Source organism: Achromobacter semiaridum (assembly GCF_053543755.1).
In genome coordinates this window covers 1-17361 of the sequence record NZ_JBLVOL010000040.1, presented here as the reverse complement: position 1 = coordinate 17361, position 17361 = coordinate 1, and the positions used below count along the sequence as shown (strand labels likewise).

General features: G+C 66.2%; 19 protein-coding genes. 7 read left to right on the top strand and 12 right to left on the bottom strand.

Translation table 11 applies throughout. From position 1 onward, the window contains the following. Positions 1-45: 45 nt before the first annotated feature. Positions 46-1110, bottom strand: coding sequence for a class II fructose-bisphosphate aldolase (gene fba / locus ACNPP0_RS12515; protein WP_332613144.1), 1065 nt, complete (start codon positions 1108-1110; stop codon positions 46-48). Between the two features lie 186 nt (positions 1111-1296). After that, positions 1297-2196: an SMP-30/gluconolactonase/LRE family protein gene (locus ACNPP0_RS12510; RefSeq protein WP_448706055.1), complete on the bottom strand. Its 900-nt coding sequence runs from the start codon at positions 2194-2196 to the stop codon at positions 1297-1299. 292 nt (positions 2197-2488) lie between these two features. On the opposite strand from ACNPP0_RS12510, the gene ACNPP0_RS12505 reads away from it, so the two are divergent. Both ACNPP0_RS12505 and ACNPP0_RS12500 read left to right on the top strand, forming a co-directional pair. Next, positions 2489-3730 (top strand): dicarboxylate/amino acid:cation symporter, encoded by a 1242-nt coding sequence (locus ACNPP0_RS12505; RefSeq protein WP_332613142.1) that lies wholly within the window; start codon positions 2489-2491, stop codon positions 3728-3730. A gap of 142 nt (positions 3731-3872) precedes the next feature. After that, entirely contained in the window at positions 3873-4247 is a 375-nt protein-coding gene (locus tag ACNPP0_RS12500) for a hypothetical protein (protein WP_332613141.1), read from the top strand. Positions 4248-4435: 188 nt separating this feature from the next. Here the strand turns inward: ACNPP0_RS12500 and ACNPP0_RS12495 are convergent, their stop codons facing one another. The 9 genes from ACNPP0_RS12495 to phnG all read right to left on the bottom strand — a co-directional run bounded on the left by ACNPP0_RS12495 (position 4436) and on the right by phnG (position 11490). Beyond that, a complete protein-coding gene (locus ACNPP0_RS12495; protein ID WP_332613140.1) occupies positions 4436-4870 on the bottom strand; it encodes a hypothetical protein in 435 nt (144 codons plus the stop codon). 125 nt (positions 4871-4995) lie between these two features. Beyond that, positions 4996-5538, bottom strand: coding sequence for an MOSC domain-containing protein (locus ACNPP0_RS12490; RefSeq protein WP_332613139.1), 543 nt, complete (start codon positions 5536-5538; stop codon positions 4996-4998). A 23-nt stretch (positions 5539-5561) separates the two neighbouring features. Further along, positions 5562-6761, bottom strand: a complete 1200-nt coding sequence (locus ACNPP0_RS12485) for an alpha-D-ribose 1-methylphosphonate 5-triphosphate diphosphatase (RefSeq protein ID WP_448706054.1) — start codon at positions 6759-6761, stop codon at positions 5562-5564. Then, complete coding sequence (gene phnL, locus ACNPP0_RS12480) at positions 6743-7483, bottom strand: phosphonate C-P lyase system protein PhnL (RefSeq protein WP_332613136.1); 741 nt, start codon at positions 7481-7483, stop codon at positions 6743-6745. The genes ACNPP0_RS12485 and phnL overlap by 19 nt, the downstream gene beginning before the upstream one ends. Positions 7484-7485: 2 nt before the next feature. Continuing rightward, the gene (phnK, locus tag ACNPP0_RS12475) at positions 7486-8262 is read right to left on the bottom strand and encodes a phosphonate C-P lyase system protein PhnK (RefSeq protein ID WP_448706053.1); all 777 of its coding nucleotides are present in this window, start codon (positions 8260-8262) and stop codon (positions 7486-7488) included. Further along, a complete protein-coding gene (locus tag ACNPP0_RS12470) occupies positions 8259-9224 on the bottom strand; it encodes an alpha-D-ribose 1-methylphosphonate 5-phosphate C-P-lyase PhnJ (RefSeq protein ID WP_448706052.1) in 966 nt (321 codons plus the stop codon). Before ACNPP0_RS12470 ends, phnK begins: the two co-directional genes overlap by 4 nt. Before the next feature lie 8 nt (positions 9225-9232). Then, the gene (locus tag ACNPP0_RS12465; RefSeq protein ID WP_448706051.1) at positions 9233-10348 is read right to left on the bottom strand and encodes a carbon-phosphorus lyase complex subunit; all 1116 of its coding nucleotides are present in this window, start codon (positions 10346-10348) and stop codon (positions 9233-9235) included. A gap of 1 nt (position 10349) precedes the next feature. Then, positions 10350-11018, bottom strand: coding sequence for a phosphonate C-P lyase system protein PhnH (gene phnH / locus ACNPP0_RS12460; protein WP_448706050.1), 669 nt, complete (start codon positions 11016-11018; stop codon positions 10350-10352). Position 11019: 1 nt separating this feature from the next. Continuing rightward, entirely contained in the window at positions 11020-11490 is a 471-nt protein-coding gene (gene phnG, locus ACNPP0_RS12455) for a phosphonate C-P lyase system protein PhnG (RefSeq protein WP_332613130.1), read from the bottom strand. A gap of 195 nt (positions 11491-11685) precedes the next feature. On the opposite strand from phnG, the gene phnF reads away from it, so the two are divergent. The 4 genes from phnF (at position 11686) to phnN (ending at position 15085) form a co-directional block, all read left to right on the top strand. Further along, complete coding sequence (phnF, locus tag ACNPP0_RS12450; protein ID WP_332613129.1) at positions 11686-12408, top strand: phosphonate metabolism transcriptional regulator PhnF; 723 nt, start codon at positions 11686-11688, stop codon at positions 12406-12408. Between the two features lie 150 nt (positions 12409-12558). Next, positions 12559-13752, top strand: coding sequence for an alpha-D-ribose 1-methylphosphonate 5-triphosphate diphosphatase (locus ACNPP0_RS12445; protein WP_332613128.1), 1194 nt, complete (start codon positions 12559-12561; stop codon positions 13750-13752). A gap of 2 nt (positions 13753-13754) precedes the next feature. After that, positions 13755-14498, top strand: coding sequence for a DUF1045 domain-containing protein (locus tag ACNPP0_RS12440; RefSeq protein WP_448706049.1), 744 nt, complete (start codon positions 13755-13757; stop codon positions 14496-14498). After that, positions 14495-15085, top strand: coding sequence for a phosphonate metabolism protein/1,5-bisphosphokinase (PRPP-forming) PhnN (gene phnN, locus ACNPP0_RS12435; protein WP_332613126.1), 591 nt, complete (start codon positions 14495-14497; stop codon positions 15083-15085). Before ACNPP0_RS12440 ends, phnN begins: the two co-directional genes overlap by 4 nt. Here the strand turns inward: phnN and ACNPP0_RS12430 are convergent. Continuing rightward, positions 15082-16050, bottom strand: coding sequence for a LysR family transcriptional regulator (locus tag ACNPP0_RS12430; protein ID WP_448706048.1), 969 nt, complete (start codon positions 16048-16050; stop codon positions 15082-15084). The genes phnN and ACNPP0_RS12430 overlap by 4 nt on opposite strands. 117 nt (positions 16051-16167) lie before the next feature. Here ACNPP0_RS12430 and ACNPP0_RS12425 point away from each other — a divergent pair. After that, on the top strand, positions 16168-17361 hold a 1194-nt coding region (locus ACNPP0_RS12425; protein WP_448706047.1), incomplete at its 3' end, for a gamma-glutamyltransferase family protein.

The following is a 17361-nucleotide window of genomic DNA, read 5'->3' as shown; positions in this document are numbered from 1 at the left end:
TTTTCCATCACCGCGCCGCCGCGCGACGGCGGCGGCGTGGCAGGCTTATTGCACCACTTGCGACAGCTTGCCCGACGCGTATTGCGCGGCAATTTCGGTCAGCGGCAGCGCGCGGATCTTGCTGGCATTGCCGGCGGTGCCGAATTCCGTGTAGCGAGCCACACAGATCGCCTTGGCGGCGGCGCGGGCGGGCTTCAGGTATTCGCGCGGGTCGAACTTTTCGGGGTTCTCGGCAAAGAAGCGGCGAATCGCGCCGGTCATGGCCAGACGAATATCGGTGTCGATATTGATCTTGCGCACGCCGTACTTGATGGCTTCCTGGATTTCCTCGACGGGCACGCCGTAGGTTTCCTTCATGTTGCCGCCGAATTCGCGGATTTCAGCCAGCAGTTCCTGCGGCACGCTGGAGCTGCCGTGCATCACCAGGTGGGTGTTCGGCAGGCGGGCGTGGATTTCCTTGATGCGGGAAATCGACAGGATGTCGCCCGTGGGCTTGCGCGTGAACTTATAGGCGCCGTGGCTGGTGCCGATGGCAATTGCCAACGCGTCCAGCTGGGTGCGGCGGACGAAGTCGGCGGCTTGTTCGGGGTCGGTCAGCAGCTGGTCCATGGTCAGCTTGCCGTCGGCGCCGTGGCCGTCTTCCTTGTCGCCTTCCATGGTTTCCAGGGAACCCAGGCAGCCCAGTTCGCCTTCAACCGTCACGCCCAGCTTGTGGGCCACGTCCACGACCTTCTTGGTCACTTCGACGTTGTAGTCGTAGTCGGCGATGGTCTTGCCGTCTTCTTTCAGCGAACCGTCCATCATCACGCTGGAGAAACCCAGGTCGATGGCGCCTTGGCAGATCTTGGGAGACTGGCCGTGATCCTGGTGCATCACGACGGGGATGTGCGGGTAGGACTCAACCGCGGCCTGGATCAGGTGCTTCAGGAAGCCTTCGCCCGCGTACTTGCGCGCGCCGGCCGAGGCTTGCATGATCACCGGGCTGTCGGTCTCCGCAGCGGCTTCCATGATGGCCTGGACTTGTTCCAGGTTGTTGACGTTGAAAGCCGGAATGCCGTAGCCGTTCTCGGCGGCGTGGTCGAGCAACTGGCGCATGGAGACTAGGGCCATGAGTGGTCCTCCTAAGTACTGTTTATTGAAATGGTTGAAGTCTTGCTGAATGGGGTGATTTTACGGGGGTTTCCAGGAAAGGTCTTGCAACCGCCGGTATCCAGTCCATTCAGCCGAGGACGGACGGCGTAGAACCGGTCTACGCCGTCCCGCTGTTGCCCGCCCTTGCCCAGCCCCCGCCGCGCGTCAGGGCCTGCCGGCGTGCGGCACGTCCACCCGGGTCGTCAGGATGCGAGCTTCCGGCTTGGCGCGGCGGTTGGCTTCGATGAAGTCGGGCGCGGCCGCCATGAACAGCGTGCAGCCGTCCGGCCCGCCCAGCGCCGCCGCGAAGATGCCGAATTCGCCGGTATCGATCTGTTCCAGAATGGCGCCGCCCCGCTCCACCCGCACGATGCGCTTGCCGATGGCGTCGGCCACCCACAAGGCTCCTTCCGCATCCAGCGCGCCCCCGTCCGGGGCAATGGCCGACGCGGCGATCAGCACCGACAAGTCGTTGCTGTCCGGCAACGGGCCGAAGTTGGCCCAGTCGCGGCGCGGGCCCAAGGCGCCGGTGGGCAGGATGTCGAATTCTGAAATGCGGTTGCCGAAGGTCTCGTTGACGATCAGCGTGCCGCCGTCCGGCGTGATGAACGACCCGTTGGGAAAGCACAGCCCGTCCGCCACCGCCTGCGCAACCCCGTCGGTATCCACGCGCACCAGCGTGGTGGTCGCGACGGGTTCGCCGGCCATCAGGTCGAAACCGAAGTTGCCGACATACGCCCGGCCCTGCGCATCCACCACCATGTCGTTGATCGGCCCGCCCGCCAACGAGGACAAATCCGCATGCACGCTTAGAGTGGCGTCCGCTTCGCGGCGCAGCACCTTGCGGTCTTTCATGGACGAGATCAGCAAACGGCCATCGGGCAGCCAGCCCAGGCCCGAGGGCTGCTGGGGCACGCGGCAGATCAGCTCGATATTGCCCTTTAGATCCACGGCGATGACTTGCCCGGTATAGAAGTCCGAGGCCCACAAGCGGTCGTCGTGCCATCGCAACCCTTCCAGGTACGTGTATCCCGTTGCCAGCACGGACAGTTCGCGTTTCGGCATTGCCTTGTCTCCTGTTATCGCCCCGTTGGGGCCGGCTTTTCAGATGCGCCGCATGGCCGATGCGATCGGCCGGGCGGACCCATTCTGTCACGCCAAAGGTGTTACGGATATGTCCCCCACATGACAACTCGCTGTCAGGTGGCGGGCGTTAACATCGCGCCCCAAGGGAAAACCCGTACCTCGGGATTTGCCTTGGCATCCCAAAACCGGACCGCCTTTCCCGCCCCATGCCGGCGGGCCGACCCCCACCCCAGGGGCGCTATGCGGCGGACCCCTTGTTTCCGTTTTGATCATGAATACAAAGAAGCTGACGCGTTACATCGGCATTGCCATGGTGCTGGGCGTCGTGGTGGGCTACCTGTGCAACAAGACGGCGCAGGACGCGAAGCACGCGGCGCAAATCGCGTCGTACTTCAGCCTGGTCACCGATATCTTCCTGCGCATGATCAAGATGATCATCGCGCCGCTGGTTTTCGCGACGCTGGTGTCGGGCCTGGCCAGCATGAGCGATGCGAACGCTGTAGGCCGCATCGGTCTGCGCGCCATGGTGTGGTTCATCGCGGCGTCCGCCGTGTCCTTGCTGCTGGGCCTGCTGCTGGTCAATATCTTTCAGCCGGGTGCGCACATGAACCTGGCGATTCCGGACACGGGGATCACGTCGGGCCTGAAGACAGGCGACTTCACGCTCAAGGCGTTCATCGCGCACGTGTTTCCCAAAAGCATCGCCGAAGCGATGGCCAACAACGAGATCCTCCAGATCCTTGTGTTCTCGCTGTTCTTTGGCGGCGCGCTGTCGTTCATACGCGGCAAGGGCCACAACACGATCTACACGATGATCGACGAGCTGGCCAAGATCATGTTCCGCGTTACCGACTACGTGATGCGCTTTGCGCCGCTGGGCGTGTTCGCCGCCATGGCCGCCGCCATCACCACCGAGGGCCTGGGCGTGCTGGTCAGCTACGGCAAGCTGATCGGGGAGTTCTATCTGGGCCTGGCGCTGCTGTGGGCAATTCTGTTTGGCGTCGGTTACCTGTTCCTGGGCAAGTCCACGCGGCGCCTGGGCGGGCTGATCAAAGAACCGACCCTGCTGGCGTTTTCCACGGCCAGCAGCGAATCGGCCTATCCGAAAACCATCGAAGCGCTGGAACGCTTTGGCGTGTCCAAGCGCATCTCTGGCTTTGTGCTGCCGTTGGGATATTCGTTCAACCTGGACGGCTCGATGATGTATCAGTCGTTCGCCGTACTGTTCATTGCGCAGGCCTACAACATTGAGATGAGCTTTGCGCAGCAGTTGACGCTGTTGCTGGTGCTGATGGTGACCAGCAAAGGCATGGCGGGCGTGGCGCGCGCGTCGCTGGTGGTGGTGGCCGCCACCCTGCCGATGTTCCATTTGCCGGAAGCGGGCCTGCTGCTGATCATGGGCATCGACCAGTTCTTCGACATGGGACGCACCGCGACCAATGTGGTGGGCAACAGCCTGGCCACCGCCGTCATTGCAAAACTGGAAGACGACCGCGACGATGCGGCTGCTTGATCCGGCTGCCTGATTCGGCTGCTTGATCCGGCTGCTTGATTCGGCTGCTTGACCGGGCCGCAAGCGCGGGAGCAACATAGGCTTCCCGTTCTTGACCTGCGGCGCGGCGCGCCTTGCGGCAGCGCCCGCCCTTCGCAATGCCATGACACCCCTACCCTTGCGCGGCATCCTGGCGGCCATCGCCCTGATTGCCGCCGCTGACGCAAACGCCTGGACCCGCATTTCCTGCGACCTGGCAGGCACGGCCATAACGCCCGCGCTACAGATGCGGCAAAGCCGCACCGACGGCACGACGCTGTCTGAAACCACGTTTCGTATCAAGGTAAAGGCGGCCGACCTTCCCGAAGGCGCGCGCGCGGACACGGACTGTACAGAATTCGTGAACCGCGAAATGGACGTGTCGCTGCAAGACACGCCGCCCGGGCAGATTCGCCAGGGCAAGCCGATCAAGCTGCGCTACCGCTACGACGAATCGTTGGGGCAAAGCCTGTCGACAAAATTCGAGCTGGTTCGCTAAACCCCGTCGCCGCCACGCGGGCGGATCGGCGGGGCGCGCACCCGCGTTCAGTGCTTGGCCGGGCTTGCGATGCTTGGCCGGGCTTGCAGGGCTTGGCCGGGCTTGCCGGGCTTGGCCGGGCTTGCAGGGCTTGGCCGGACTTTCAGTGCCCGGCCGGACTTTCAGTGCCTGGCCGGACAGTCAGCGGCTTAGTCGTTGACCGAGCACGACACCGGCGCGCCGTCTTCGAATTCGACGTCATACGTGTGCACCGGGTCCCAAGGCAGCGTGAACCACAGTTCGTAGCCGTCCCCGTCTTCGTCGAACAGCCACAACGCGCGCAGCACGGCTTTTTCCGCCATGCCTTCGGCGGTTTCTTCCTGCAGCAGTTGATCGTCTTCCAGACCCAACTTCTTGTAGTGTTCGTACGAATAGTTATCCAGCAGGAACTCGGCCGCTGCCAGGATGTGATCGTCAAGATTGTCGATGATGCCCTTGACCACCTTGGACGCGCCGCCGTCGGGCTCTTCGCCATCCGTCTGGATCATGACGTGAATGGGGGGCCGGCCCTCGCCGGCTGGCACGTTTTCGGCCGCCCACAGATCGGGTTCTTCGGGGTCTTGGGTGAAATTGAATCGTGCCATCGCGCGCTCCGGAAAATTGGATAGCGAGCCGAAAAAGTATCGGCTGCGCCTCAGGCCGTTACGCCTTTCGCCATTTAACCAGATGCGCGGCGACCCGTCTGTGGCTGCCCGCGATGTTTTTGACGCTACACCCGTTCCAGTGCCAAATGCGGCAGTGCGGGAAGCTCGGTCCGGATAGCGTCGCCCGGGCTGACCGCCCCGCCCTCGATCACAATCCCCATCACGCCGGCGCGCCGTTGCAGGCTGCCGTCCGGGTGGCGGCCCAACACGGCGGCCATCAGACCTTTCTGATATTGGTCCAGTTGCACGCAAGGATTGCGCAAGCCGGTGATTTCGATGATGGCATCTTGGCCGATACGCAGGCGTGTCCCGCGTGGCAATGCCAGCAGGTCAATACCGCGCGTAGTGATGTTTTCGCCCATGGTGCCTTCGGCCACATTGAAGCCGGCCAGCTGCAGCTCGTCGTGCAATTCAGCCTGAATCAGATGCACCTGGCGCAGGTTGGGCTGCGTGGGGTCGGCCCGCACGCGGGACCGATGCTTGACGGTCACCCCCTGGTGCGCGTCGCCTTCAACGCCTAGCCCCCGCAGCAACATGATCGTCGGCACGACCGGTTTGCTGAACGCATGCGTTGCGCTTAGCGCCACGGCAATCACGATAGGATTCATCGCGGTACTCCGGAAAACGGGGGTCATGCCACCGCGCGTTGCGGCTCGGGCAGCGCCGTTGCGTGCGTGCGCGTCGGCAGATAGTGCGTGGAGAATACCAGCCTGCCGGCCGACCAGGTGTGACTGATCAGTGGCAACGCGCCCACCTGCGCCACCGCCACCAGGTCCGCCCGCTGCCCCACCGCGATGCGGCCCCGGTCGGACAGCCCGCAGGCGTCGGCCGGGTTGGCCGTGACCAAGGCGATGGCCTGTGGCCAGCTCAGGTCGGTTTGCGCCGCCACGGCAAACGCGGCGGCGATCAGGGTGGACGGCTGGTAGTCCGAACACAGGCAGCTGGCCACGCCCGCGCGGATGGCGTCAATGGCGCGCATCGAGCCGCTTTGGCTTTGCCCGCGCAACACGTTGGGCGCCCCCAGGATGGTAGGCAGGCCGCAGGACACCGCCGCGCGCGCCGTGTCCAGGGTGATCGGGAATTCGCTCATCGACACGCCGAGGTTGCGCATGGTGGCGATGCGCTGCACGGAATCATCGTCATGGCTGGCGGTGGCGATGCCCAGCGCGTGCGCGTGCGCCAACAAGGTCTGCACGCGCATCACCGCGCCGTCCTTGGCGCGCGTCTTGGCGTGGGCCGCCTCTTCGGCCTGCTCGCGACTCATGGCGTGGTTGCCCATCATGTATTGCAGATAGGATTCCAGCGTCTTGAATTGACCCTGACCCGGCGAATGATCCATCACCGACAACAGATCCACCGCGCCTTCGTCCATCAACGCGCGCAGCACGTCCACCGAGGTTTCATCGGTGACTTCGTAGCGGCAATGCACGCGGTTGTCCACCAGGCTGTGCGGGCGGAAAGCATGCACAGCCCGCACCACCTGCGCGGCAGTCTGGTTGTTGCGCACGCCCCATTCATTGTTGGCGAACGACAGCGCGTGAAAAGGCGTGGTGATGCCGGCGGCGGCGTTGCGGCGGTCCACCTGCGCCACCGCGAAATCGAACGGGAACAACACGCGCGAGCGGGGTTCCGCTTCCTTTTCGATGGCATCGCAATGCAGGTCGATCAGGCCGGGCATCAAGGTCTGGCCTTGCAGGTCGACCACGCGGTCCGCGCGCGCGCCGTCCGGTTCGATGGCCACGATGCGGCCATCATCGATCAGCACCGCGCTGTTCTCCAGCACGCGGTCGGACATGATCACGCGGGCGTGGGTCAGGTATGAGCTTGGCATGACGGCTCCAGGGCAAGCGTGGCGGCCGGCGCGGGGCGCAGCGCCAGGGTTTGGGTGGCGACGGCGTCGCGCACCTCGGCGTCGTGGAAGATGCCCAGCAGGCAGCGGCCCGCGGCCAGCGCTTCGTGGATCAGCGCGATGACCACGCGGCGGTTGTCGGCGTCCAGCGACGCCGTGGGCTCGTCCAGCAACAGGATCGGATGGCGGGCGATAAAGCCCCGCGCGATGTTGACGCGCTGCTGCTCGCCGCCGGAGAACGTGGCGGGCGCCAGGCCCCACAAACGCGGTGGCACGTTCAGGCGTTGCAGCAAGGCGCCGGCCTGCTCGCGCGCGTCGGCGGCGTCCACGCCGGCCACGCGCAGCGGTTCGGCCACCACGTCCAGCGCGGACACCCGGGGAATGACGCGCAAGAACTGGCTGACATAGCCGATGACGTCGCGCCGCAGCGCCAGAATGCGCTGTTCGGGCGCGCCCACCAGCTCGACCCATTCATCATGGGCGCGCACGCGGATGCTGCCTTCGGTGGCCAGGTAATTGCCGTACAGGCAACGCAGCAAAGTGCTTTTGCCGGTGCCCGACGGGCCCGCCAGCACCAGGCAATCGCCCGCGGCGGCGGTCATGTCCACGGCGTCCAGCACGGGCAGCCGCATGCCGCCCTGGTTGTGCAGCGTGAACCGTTTTACCAGCCCCCGCACTTCAATCATGGATAGGGATGCCTGCATGGTCAGCTCTGCAAAATGGAAGACACCAGCAACTGGGTGTAGGGGTGTTGGGGGTCGTCAAGAATCTGGTCGGTCAGCCCGCTTTCAACCACGACGCCGCCGCGCATCACCAGCGTGCGATGCGCCAACAGCCGCGCCACCGCCAGGTCATGCGTGACGACAATGGCGGCCAGGCCCAGGTCCGTGACCAGTTGGCGCAGCAGGTCCAGCAGCCGCGCCTGCACCGACACGTCCAACGACGCCGTGGGTTCGTCCATGAACACCAGGCGCGGATGCGTTACCAGGTTGCGGGCGATTTGCAGACGCTGCTGCATGCCGCCGGAAAACGACACCGGCGTATCGTCCAGCCGGCCCACGTCGATCTCCATCTTTTGCAGCCAGTTGCCCGCCACCGCGCGTAGCTCGCCGTAGTGGCGATCGCCCACCGCCATCAGCCGCTCGGCGATATTGGCGCCCGCGCTGACCTGCATGCGCAGCCCGTCGCGCGCGTTCTGCCGCACGAAGCCCCAATCGGTGCGCGACAACAATCGCAGACGCGCGCCTTGCAGGTTGGCAAGGTCGATGAAACCCTGGTCACGCGTGTCGTACCAGACGCTGCCCGCATCGGGCGAGGTCTGGTGCGACACCGCCGACAGCAAGGTGCTTTTGCCCGAACCCGATTCCCCCACGATGCACAGCACTTCACCCGGATACAGGTCAAAACTGACGTCGCGGCAGCCGTGCACGCCGTCCCAGGTGCGGGTCAGCCTGCGCACGGAAAGCAGTGGATGCGCGTTCATGCGGCGGCCTCGTTGTCGCGTTGCTGCGTTTGGCGGTGGTTGCAGTATTCGGTGTCTGAACACACAAAGCGGCGCGTGCCCGCGTCATCCAGAATGATCTCGTCCAGATAGCTGTCGCGCGAGCCGCACAGGTCGCAGCATTCGTCCCAGGTTTCCACGGTGAACGGGTGGTCGTCAAAGTCCAGGCTCTTGACCGACGTGTAGGGCGGCACGGCGTAGACGCGCTTTTCGCGGCCGGCGCCGAACAGCATCAGCGCGGGGCTGCCGTCCAGCTTGGGGTTGTCGAACTTCGGGATGGGCGACGGTCGCATCATGTAGCGGTCGTTCACGATAACGGGGTAATCGTAGGTGGTGGCGATGTGGCCATGCTGCGCGATGTCTTCGTACAGCTTGACGTGCATGCCGCCGTATTCCGCCAGTGCATGCATGGTGCGCGTTTCGGTTTCGCTGGGTTCCAGCCAGCGCAGGGGCTCGGGGATGGGCACCTGGAACACCATCACCTGCCCTTCGCGCAACGGAGTTTCGGGGATGCGATGGCGGCTCTGCACAATGGTGGCCGCGGGCGTGGACGTGGTGGTGGCCACACCCGTGACGCGGCCGAAGAAGCGGCGGATGTTGATGGCGTTGGTGGTGTCGTCCGAACCCTGGTCGATGACCTTGAGCACGTCGTCCGCGCCGATGATGGCTGCCGTTACCTGGATGCCGCCCGTGCCCCAGCCATAAGGCAGCGGCATTTCGCGGCTGCCGAACGGCACTTGGTAGCCGGGAATGGACACCGCCTTGAGCAAGGCGCGGCGCAGCATGCGCTTGGTGGATTCGTCCAGGTACGCAAAGTTGTAATGCGGGTCGCGCGGGACCGTGGCGGCCGGGGCATTGGCCTGGGTTTGGGCTTGGGCTTGGGCGGTGGCGCAGCCTGCGGCGTCCGCCGGGGCGTCCGCGTTTCTGTTCTGCGTTGCAGTCATGTTCGGGGTCATTGCGAAACAGCCTCGTCCATCAGGTCGCGGGATGCGGGTTGCGGCGCGTGCCGGTCGGCGCGCAGCCGGCGCAGCAGCTCCAGATTGGCCTGGAAGTCCACGTAGTGCGGCAGCTTCAAGTGCTGCACAAAGCCGGACGCCTCGACGTTGTCGCTGTGATACAGCACGAATTCGTGATCGTTGGCGGGCGAGTCGGCGCGTTCGCCCAGCTCTTGCGCCTTCAGCGCGCGATCCACCAACGCCATCGACATGGCCCGGCGTTCGCCATAGCCGAACGTCAGGCCGTAGCCGCGCGTGAATGTCGGGCCGTCTTCCCCATTGGCCGCGAACTGGCTGACCATCTGGCATTCGGTAATTTCGATTTCGCCGATGGTGACGGCAAAGCCCAGCTCTTCCACCATCATGTCGACTTCCAGCGTGCCGTAGCGGATTTCGGCGGCGAAGGGATGGGTGTTGCCATAGCCACGCTGCGTGGAATATCCCATGGACAACAGAAAGCCTTCGTCGGCGCGCGCCAGGTTTTGCAGGCGTGCCGGGCGCGAGGCGGGAAACTCCATCGGCTGGCGCGTCAGGTCGAAAGGCTCGGGGTCGCCATCGGGCACGGGCTCGGCGTCGATCAGATCATCTTGCGCCAGCAGGTCCGTCACGCGCGGCATCGCGCTATCCAGGGCGTCGGCGCCCGGCGGCAGCGCGTCGGCCTCGCGCTGGGCGGCCAGCGTGAAGTCCAGCAGGCGTTGGGTGTAGTCGTAGGTGGGCCCCAGTATCTGGCCGCCCGGCACATCCTTGAACGTGGATGAAATGCGACGCTGCAAGCGCATGGCGCCGGTGTCGATCGGCTGCGTATAGCCCAGGCGCGAGAGCGTTGTGCGATAGGCGCGCAGCAGGAACACGGCTTCGATCTGGTCCCCCGCGGCCTGCTTGAGCGCCAACGCGGCAAGTTGCGGATCGTAGAGCGAGCCCTCGGCCATTACCCGCGACACCGCCAGCGGCATCTGTTCACGGATCTGATCCAGGCTTAGCTCGGGCACTTCGCGGTTGCCGCGCCGGTAGTCGTCCAGCATGCGATAGGAATTCAGGATGGCGCGTTCGCCCCCCTTGACGGCGACGTACATGTCAGTTCTCCACGCGCGTGGTGCGCGGCAATCCACAGATCCGCTCGCCTTGCGTCAGGAACACGTCGACGCCCAGCGGGAAACGTTGGTGGTTCAGGCGCCATTCGCGCCAAAAGCCGTCGGGCAGACCCGCCACGGACAGCGCGTTGCGGGTCTGGATACCGGGGCCGCTGAGGCTGACGGTGTCATGCGCAGCGCGCGCGACACCATCGTGCGCCAGCGCATCGACTTCGATCAGCAAGGTGGTGGACAGGTCCGGATACGCCGGGTCACCGGCATGGCAGGCCGACAGCGCCGGTGCGGCATGGCCGGACGGCACGGCGGCAAAGCGGGCCAGCGAAGGCGACGGCACGAAGGGGCATCCGCAGTGAAAGCGCAGGAACGTCACCACGTCCTCGTCCACGCCGGGCGGGAGCCACAGGGGGGTGTCGCCGTCCACCAACGTCAGCAACAACGCCGTCATTGCCACGGACAGCCCGGCCGGCACGCCGGTGCGCGCGGCGATCAGCTGGGTACGACCGGGATGCGCCAACGCGCGCAGCGCGGCGCGGAAGGTGGCTTGCGCATCGTTGACGGGGTCGGCAAAGCCGGGCAACAAACCGCGCGGCGCGGCGGGCGCGGCGTCGGTGCGGATAGGCAGGGCCTGGGCTTGCATGATCTGTGTCGGCATGTCAGTCCTCGCCCCGCACCATCGTGAAGAATTCGACCTTGGTCTGCGCGGCCACGCGGGCCTGCGCGTTGACCTTGTCGGCATGGGCCCGCGCCAGCGGCTGGACCACTTGCGCATCGACCGTGTCGTGCCATTCGGGCAGTTGCAGCAGCGCGTCGGCCACGGCGGCCTGCTCGGCGTGCCGCACGCTGCGCCCCTGCACATAGGCCATGCCGACCACGCCGTCGGCCAGCGTGACGGCGCAACGTGTCACCGTCATTTCGCCCAGGTTGAAGCGCGCCCCGGTGCCGCCGCTACGCGCCCGCACCATCGCCATGCCGGTCTGTGCGGGCCGCAACATCTGGTGGGCGGGCACGGTACCCAATGCGCTGAACGCGCCTTCCAGCGCGGCCGGGTCCGCCAGCGACAACACGCGCATCCAGGCAGCACGCCTGGCGTTCGCCGCGTTCTGCCCCGCTTGTGAGTGATCCATTATTTCCTCTACACGTCTAGACGACTGGATGAAGTATGATCGCTGGCAAATTGAAGTTCAACAGTCTGGCGTGAATTTTTGATGACAGTTGCAGCGGCGATGCGTGGGCTACACACCGCCTACCCGGCCGCCGCCGCATGGTGCACAATCCCACCCATTCTTCATGAAGCTGACGTGACAGCAAGAGCGCACCCTATGGTCGAACGAGGTTCCGGCATCGCCGTCTGGCGGCAAATCGGCGAGTCCCTGGCGGACGACATCCGCAACAAGCTCTATACGGCGGGCGAACAGCTGCCGTCCGAGCCCGAGCTGGCCGCCAAGTATTCGGTCAACCGGCACACCATCCGCCGCGCCATGGGCGAGCTTGAACAAAGCGGGCTGGTGCGCATCGAACAGGGCCGCGGCACGTTCGTGCAGGAACACGCCATTGATTACGCCATCGGCAAACGCACGCGCTTTTCCGAAAACCTGCGTAGCCAGGGCGTGCTGGGCCACCAGGAAGCGCTGGGCAGCCAGACGCTGCGCGTCGCCGATATCGCCAAGCACCTGGGGCTGGCGCGCAACGCGCCGTTGCTACGCGTGCAGATCTTGGGCAAGGCCGAAAACCGAACCATCAGCACGTCTGAACACTACTTCGACGAAAAGCGCTTTCCAGATTTTGGCGACCGGCTGACCGCGTTGCGGTCGGTGTCGAAGGTGTATGCGCACTACGGCATCGGCGACTACACGCGCAAGTGGTCGCGCATTACCGCCACGCTGCCCACGCCGGAAACCGCCCGCCTGCTGGGCCAGCCGAAAACGCGGCCCATCTTGCAGGTGGAAGCCTTGAACGTGGACCAGGACGGCGCGCCGTTGCAATACAGCGTCACCCGCTTTGTGGGCGACCTGGTGCAGCTGATGGTGGCGGACGACAGCTGATCCGCCGGCTCGTCGTGCCGCGCGCCTGCGCGACGCCGCCCGCGCTGGAACCCAAGCTGAATTTCAATCCCGACACCAAAACCCGGCGCGGGAATGCAACATCACTCATCTAGACATCTGGCTGTCACGCTAGACCGATAACTTGGCGCAATGAACTCACACGCCCCCTCGCCCCTGGCCGGTGTCACAGGCCAACGCATCCTGACGCCGCGCGGCGTTGAACAGGCCAGCCTGCGCTTTCAAGGCGGGCTGATCGACGACGGCGCAAGCGCCCCCGCGCGCGGTGCGCCGTGGTTCGACGCGGGCCACCTGCTGGTGCTGCCGGGCATCGTGGACTTGCACGGCGACGCCTTCGAACGCGCGATCATGCCGCGCCCCAGTGTCACCTTTCCGTATGACAGCGCGCTGTTCGATGTTGATCGCCAGTTGCTGGCCAACGGCATCACCACCGAATTCCATGGCGTGACCCTGTCCTGGGAAGGCGGCCTGCGCGGTGAAGCCTATGCCGAACGCATGTTCGACGCGCTGGAGCGCATGAAGCCCATGATGGGCGCGCGGCATTATGTGCACCTGCGTTTTGAAACGCACCACATCGGCGGCGTGGAGCTGGCGCAGCAATGGATACGCGATGGTCGTGTGCGCTTTCTGGCGTTGAACGACCACCTGCCCGGCATGGCGCGCCGCCTGGGGGATGAACGCAAGCTGATGCAGTACGCAGACCGCGCGCAGTGCGATCTGGACACCTTCCAGCAACGCATCCGCGCCGCGATGTCGGCGGCCGATTCCGTGGCCGACGCCATGCGCGACCTGACGCTGTGCGCGCAGGCCGCCGGCCTGAAGGTGGCCTCGCACGATGATCCCGACGCCGCCACGCGCCGCTACTACCACCAGCTGGGCTGCGGCGTGGCCGAATTTCCGCTGACCCGCGAAGCCGCGTGCGTCGCCCGCGACCTGGGCAACGCCGTGGTCTTCGGCGCGCCCAACGTTGTGCGCGGCGGCAGCCACACGGGCGCGCCGGGCGCCACCCAGATGATCCAGGCCGGCCTGTGCGACGTGCTGACGTCCGATTACTACTACCCTGCCCCGCTGGCCGCCGTTATGCGGCTGGTGCAGGACGGCGTGTTGCCGCTGGCGCAGGCCTGGAACCTGGTGTCGATGAATCCGGCGCGCGCCGCCGGCTTGAAAGACCGGGGCGCCTTGGCGCCGGGCCTGATCGCCGACGCCATCGTGGTGGACGACCATCTGCCAGGGCTGCCGCGCGTGGTGGCCGCCATTGTCGGCGGCGAAGTGCGCTACGCCACGCGCGTCTTTGGCGACGAGCACAGCCAGCGCATGGCGGCCTGACCATGGCGCGTGCACATCGCTACGCCCTGTACCTGTCGCCCGCCAACCCCTGGCGTGACTGCGGCAGCCGCTGGCTGGGACGCTGCGCCGACACGGGCGCGGCACTGCCGCCCTTGGCCGGCATGCCATCCGCCGCCCGCGACTGGACGGCGGCGCCGCGCCATTACGGCCTGCACGCCACGCTGAAGCCGCCCTTTCGCCTGGCATCGGGCGCTACCTTGCAGGCGCTGGACGACGCCGCTCGCACGCTTGCGCGCGGCATCGCGCCCTTTGGCGTCATGCTGGAATGCGCCACGCTGCGCGGCTTCCTGGCCTGGCGCATCGCGCAGGCGGATACCGACGGGCACGCCCGCATCCAGGCGCTGGCCGACGCCGCCGTGCGTGACCTTGACGCCCTGCGCGCGCCACCCACCGCCGACGAACTGGCAAGGCGCCAGGCCGCCGGGTTGACGCCCGCCCAGCAAGCCATGCTGGCGCGCTGGGGCTACCCCTATGTGTTCGATACGTACACATTCCACATCACGCTGACCGGCAAGCTGGAAGGCGATGCACTGGCCGCCGCGCAACGTAGCGTAGCCACCTTTGCCGAGCCCTTGCGCAGGCAGGCCATGCCCGTGTCCGGCGTCAGCCTGTTCGTGCAGCCGGAACCGGGCGCGGATTTTGTCGCCGCGCGCCACTACCATTTCGACGGCACGCAAACGGACGCCATCGGCGTGCAGGCCTTGCAAGGCGCCCCCGCGCCATGACGGGCCCCGCACCGGTTTCGCCGCCGGTCGACGGGGCGCGGCTGATCTACCTGATGGGTGCGTCCGGCAGCGGCAAGGACACACTGCTGCGTCGGGTGCGCACCCAATTGCACGCGCATGAGCCGGTGCTGGTGGCGCACCGCTACATCACCCGCGACAGCGGCGCCACGGAAGACGCGCTGTCATTGACGCCCGACGAGTTCGACCGCCGCGCGGCGTTGGGTTGCTTCGCCCTGCGCTGGGCCAGCCATGGCTTGCAGTACGGCGTCGGCATTGAAATCGACACTTGGCTGGCGTGTGGCGCGGTGGTGATCGTGAACGGTTCGCGCGCGCACCTGCCCGTCGCGCATGCGCGCTACCCGGCGTTGACGGCGGTAGAGCTGACGGTTGCGCCGGCCCTGCTTGCGCAGCGGCTGGCGGGCCGGGGCCGCGAAAGCGGCGATCAGATCAGCCAACGGCTGGCGCGCGCGTTGCAGGATTACGCGGTGCCGGCGCACTGCGCGATACGCCACGTCAGCAACGATGCCGACCCGGACGTGGCGGCCGCCGAGTTACTGGGTATCGTGCGGCAAGCGATAGCCCGTTAAGCCGGCGCCGCGCCCGCCCCCATGGGCGCGCCTGCGTCGCCGCACAGGTCCAGCAGGATTTCCGAAAACCGTTCCTCGGCCGCCAAGACCTGATCGCGTTTGCGTCTGATCAGGTTGATGGGCGGCAGTTCCCACCCGAAGTCCCAGGGCGGCATGCCCAGCTTTCCGCGCTGGCAAAGCTCGCGCGCGATGTCTTCGGGCACCACCGATATCAGCGTCTCGTTCATCGTCAACATGCCTTCGATCACATCCGTGGAATAGGCTTCCAGCACCGGTGACGGCGGCCGCAATCCGGCGCGGATGAAGTGTTCAACGATCAGTTGCCGCGTGGGGGTGTTGGCGGCGGGCAGCACCCAATCCATGGCGGCCACGGCAGCCCAATCGGGCTTGCGCCGCGCCAGCCGCTGCGCCAGCCTGCTGTGCGCGATCAGGCGCGGGCGCTGGTGGTACAGCACCTTGTGCATCAGGTCGTCCAATGCCACGGTGGACGTGGCCCGGCTGATGATGCAATCCAGCTCGTGTCGGCGCAGCATGGGCACCAGGTGGTCCGTGGTCGCGCGGTGCAAGGTCAGCGTGACGCCATAACGCTGATGCAGGCGGCTGATGGCGGCGGTCAGCAAGGCGCTGGACACGTAGGGCACCACGCCCACGTTCAGGTGCGCGGAATGGCCGGCATGCAGCGCCTGGACTTCGCGCGCCCATAGGTCCAGATCGCTTTGCATGTGGCGTGCGCGCACCAGCGCCAGCTTGCCCAACGGCGTGGGCACCAGGCCGCGACCGCTGCGCAGGAACAGCGGTCCGCCAAAAATATCTTCAAGTTCGGCCAGCGCCTTGGTCACGGCGGGCTGGCTGATGCCGGTGGCCGCCGCCACACGGGTCAATGACCCATGCCGGGCAATATTGGCCAGCAGGGCCAGATGGCGATGCTTCAGGCGATTGGACAGTCGGGCGGGGTCCCAGTTCATGCGGTACTCGGTGCGTCTCTATAACCGGACGGTTATTGAATCATGCCCATAAAGATGATTCCAGTTATTTCACGACCCTATACTGCGGTCGTCCCCAGCCTGTCACCGCCCCGCCCCATGAGCGCATCCTTCACCACCCGTCCTGAAATTCGCGGCACCTTTGGTGTTGTGTCGTCCACGCATTGGCTGGCGTCGCAGGTGGCCATGGGCGTGCTGGAACGCGGCGGCAACGCCTACGACGCGGCCGTGGCCGGCGGTTTCACGCTGCAAATCGTCGAACCGCACCTGAATGGCCCGGGCGGCGAAGTGCCCATCCTGCTCTGGAACGAAAACGAACAGCGCATGCGCGCGCTGTGCGGCCAAGGGACCGCGCCTGCCCTGGCCACGCCGGCCGCGTTTCGCGCGCTGGGCGTGGAGATGGTGCCGGGCATCGGGCTGCTGCCGGCCACCGTGCCCGGGGCATTCGGGGCGTGGCTGACGCTGCTGCGCGACTATGGCACTTGGGAATTGGCCGACGTCTTGCGTCCCGCCATCGACTACGCCCGCAACGGCTTCCCGCTGGTGCCGCGCGTGTCGCAGGCCGTGCTTGCCGTGCAGGCGCTGTTTCGTGATGAATGGACCACCTCGCGCGACGTCTGGATGCCCGACGGCCGCGTGCCCGCGCCCGATTCGCTGTTTTGCACGCCGGCCATCGCCGCTACGTACACGCGCATCCTGGACGAGGCGCACGCCGCCAGCACCGATCGGCGCGGGCGCATCGACGCCGCGCTGGACTGCTGGTATCGCGGGTTTGTGGCCGATGCCATCGACGCTTACTACACCAACGAACCCGTGCGCGACACCACGGGCCAGCGCAACCGGGGTCTGCTGCGCAAGTCGGACCTGGCCGATTGGCGCGCCACCTACGACGAACCCGTCACCACCCAGTACGGCCGCTACACCGTGGCCAAGTGCGGCGTGTGGTCGCAAGGGCCGGTGCATTTGCAGCAGCTGGCGATGCTGAGGCATCTGGGGATGGAAGGGCTGGACCCGACGTCGCCGCAGTTCGTGCACCGCATTGCCGAAGCCGCCAAGCTGGCGTTCGCGGACCGCGCCGCCTGGTATGGCGACCCCGACTTCACCCCGGTGCCGCTGGCCGCGTTGCTAAGCGATGCCTATGCACGCGAACGCGCCGCGTTGATCGGTACAAACGCGTCGCCCGATCTCCGCCCCGGCAGCCCGGGCGGCCTGCCGCCCCGCCTGCCGGACCTGGACGCCGCGGCCCGCACGCTGGCCGCCTCGGACACCCGCTTTGGCGTGGGCGAACCCACG

What these genes read in the sequence shown, in the direction of transcription:
- phnF (WP_332613129.1), top strand. Translation starts at nt 11,686, where the DNA reads ATGGTCGAACGAGGTTCCGGCATCGCCGTCTGGCGGCAAATCGGCGAG.
- phnL (WP_332613136.1), bottom strand. Translation starts at nt 7,483, where the DNA reads ATGCAGGCATCCCTATCCATGATTGAAGTGCGGGGGCTGGTAAAACGG.
- ACNPP0_RS12505 (WP_332613142.1), top strand. Translation starts at nt 2,489, where the DNA reads ATGAATACAAAGAAGCTGACGCGTTACATCGGCATTGCCATGGTGCTG.
- ACNPP0_RS12440 (WP_448706049.1), top strand. Translation starts at nt 13,755, where the DNA reads ATGGCGCGTGCACATCGCTACGCCCTGTACCTGTCGCCCGCCAACCCC.
- ACNPP0_RS12510 (WP_448706055.1), bottom strand. Translation starts at nt 2,196, where the DNA reads ATGCCGAAACGCGAACTGTCCGTGCTGGCAACGGGATACACGTACCTG.
- phnH (WP_448706050.1), bottom strand. Translation starts at nt 11,018, where the DNA reads ATGCCGACACAGATCATGCAAGCCCAGGCCCTGCCTATCCGCACCGAC.
- phnK (WP_448706053.1), bottom strand. Translation starts at nt 8,262, where the DNA reads ATGAACGCGCATCCACTGCTTTCCGTGCGCAGGCTGACCCGCACCTGG.
- ACNPP0_RS12430 (WP_448706048.1), bottom strand. Translation starts at nt 16,050, where the DNA reads ATGAACTGGGACCCCGCCCGACTGTCCAATCGCCTGAAGCATCGCCAT.
- fba (WP_332613144.1), bottom strand. Translation starts at nt 1,110, where the DNA reads ATGGCCCTAGTCTCCATGCGCCAGTTGCTCGACCACGCCGCCGAGAAC.
- ACNPP0_RS12445 (WP_332613128.1), top strand. Translation starts at nt 12,559, where the DNA reads ATGAACTCACACGCCCCCTCGCCCCTGGCCGGTGTCACAGGCCAACGC.
- ACNPP0_RS12495 (WP_332613140.1), bottom strand. Translation starts at nt 4,870, where the DNA reads ATGGCACGATTCAATTTCACCCAAGACCCCGAAGAACCCGATCTGTGG.
- ACNPP0_RS12470 (WP_448706052.1), bottom strand. Translation starts at nt 9,224, where the DNA reads ATGACTGCAACGCAGAACAGAAACGCGGACGCCCCGGCGGACGCCGCA.
- phnG (WP_332613130.1), bottom strand. Translation starts at nt 11,490, where the DNA reads ATGGATCACTCACAAGCGGGGCAGAACGCGGCGAACGCCAGGCGTGCT.
- ACNPP0_RS12500 (WP_332613141.1), top strand. Translation starts at nt 3,873, where the DNA reads ATGACACCCCTACCCTTGCGCGGCATCCTGGCGGCCATCGCCCTGATT.
- phnN (WP_332613126.1), top strand. Translation starts at nt 14,495, where the DNA reads ATGACGGGCCCCGCACCGGTTTCGCCGCCGGTCGACGGGGCGCGGCTG.
- ACNPP0_RS12490 (WP_332613139.1), bottom strand. Translation starts at nt 5,538, where the DNA reads ATGAATCCTATCGTGATTGCCGTGGCGCTAAGCGCAACGCATGCGTTC.
- ACNPP0_RS12465 (WP_448706051.1), bottom strand. Translation starts at nt 10,348, where the DNA reads ATGTACGTCGCCGTCAAGGGGGGCGAACGCGCCATCCTGAATTCCTAT.
- ACNPP0_RS12485 (WP_448706054.1), bottom strand. Translation starts at nt 6,761, where the DNA reads ATGCCAAGCTCATACCTGACCCACGCCCGCGTGATCATGTCCGACCGC.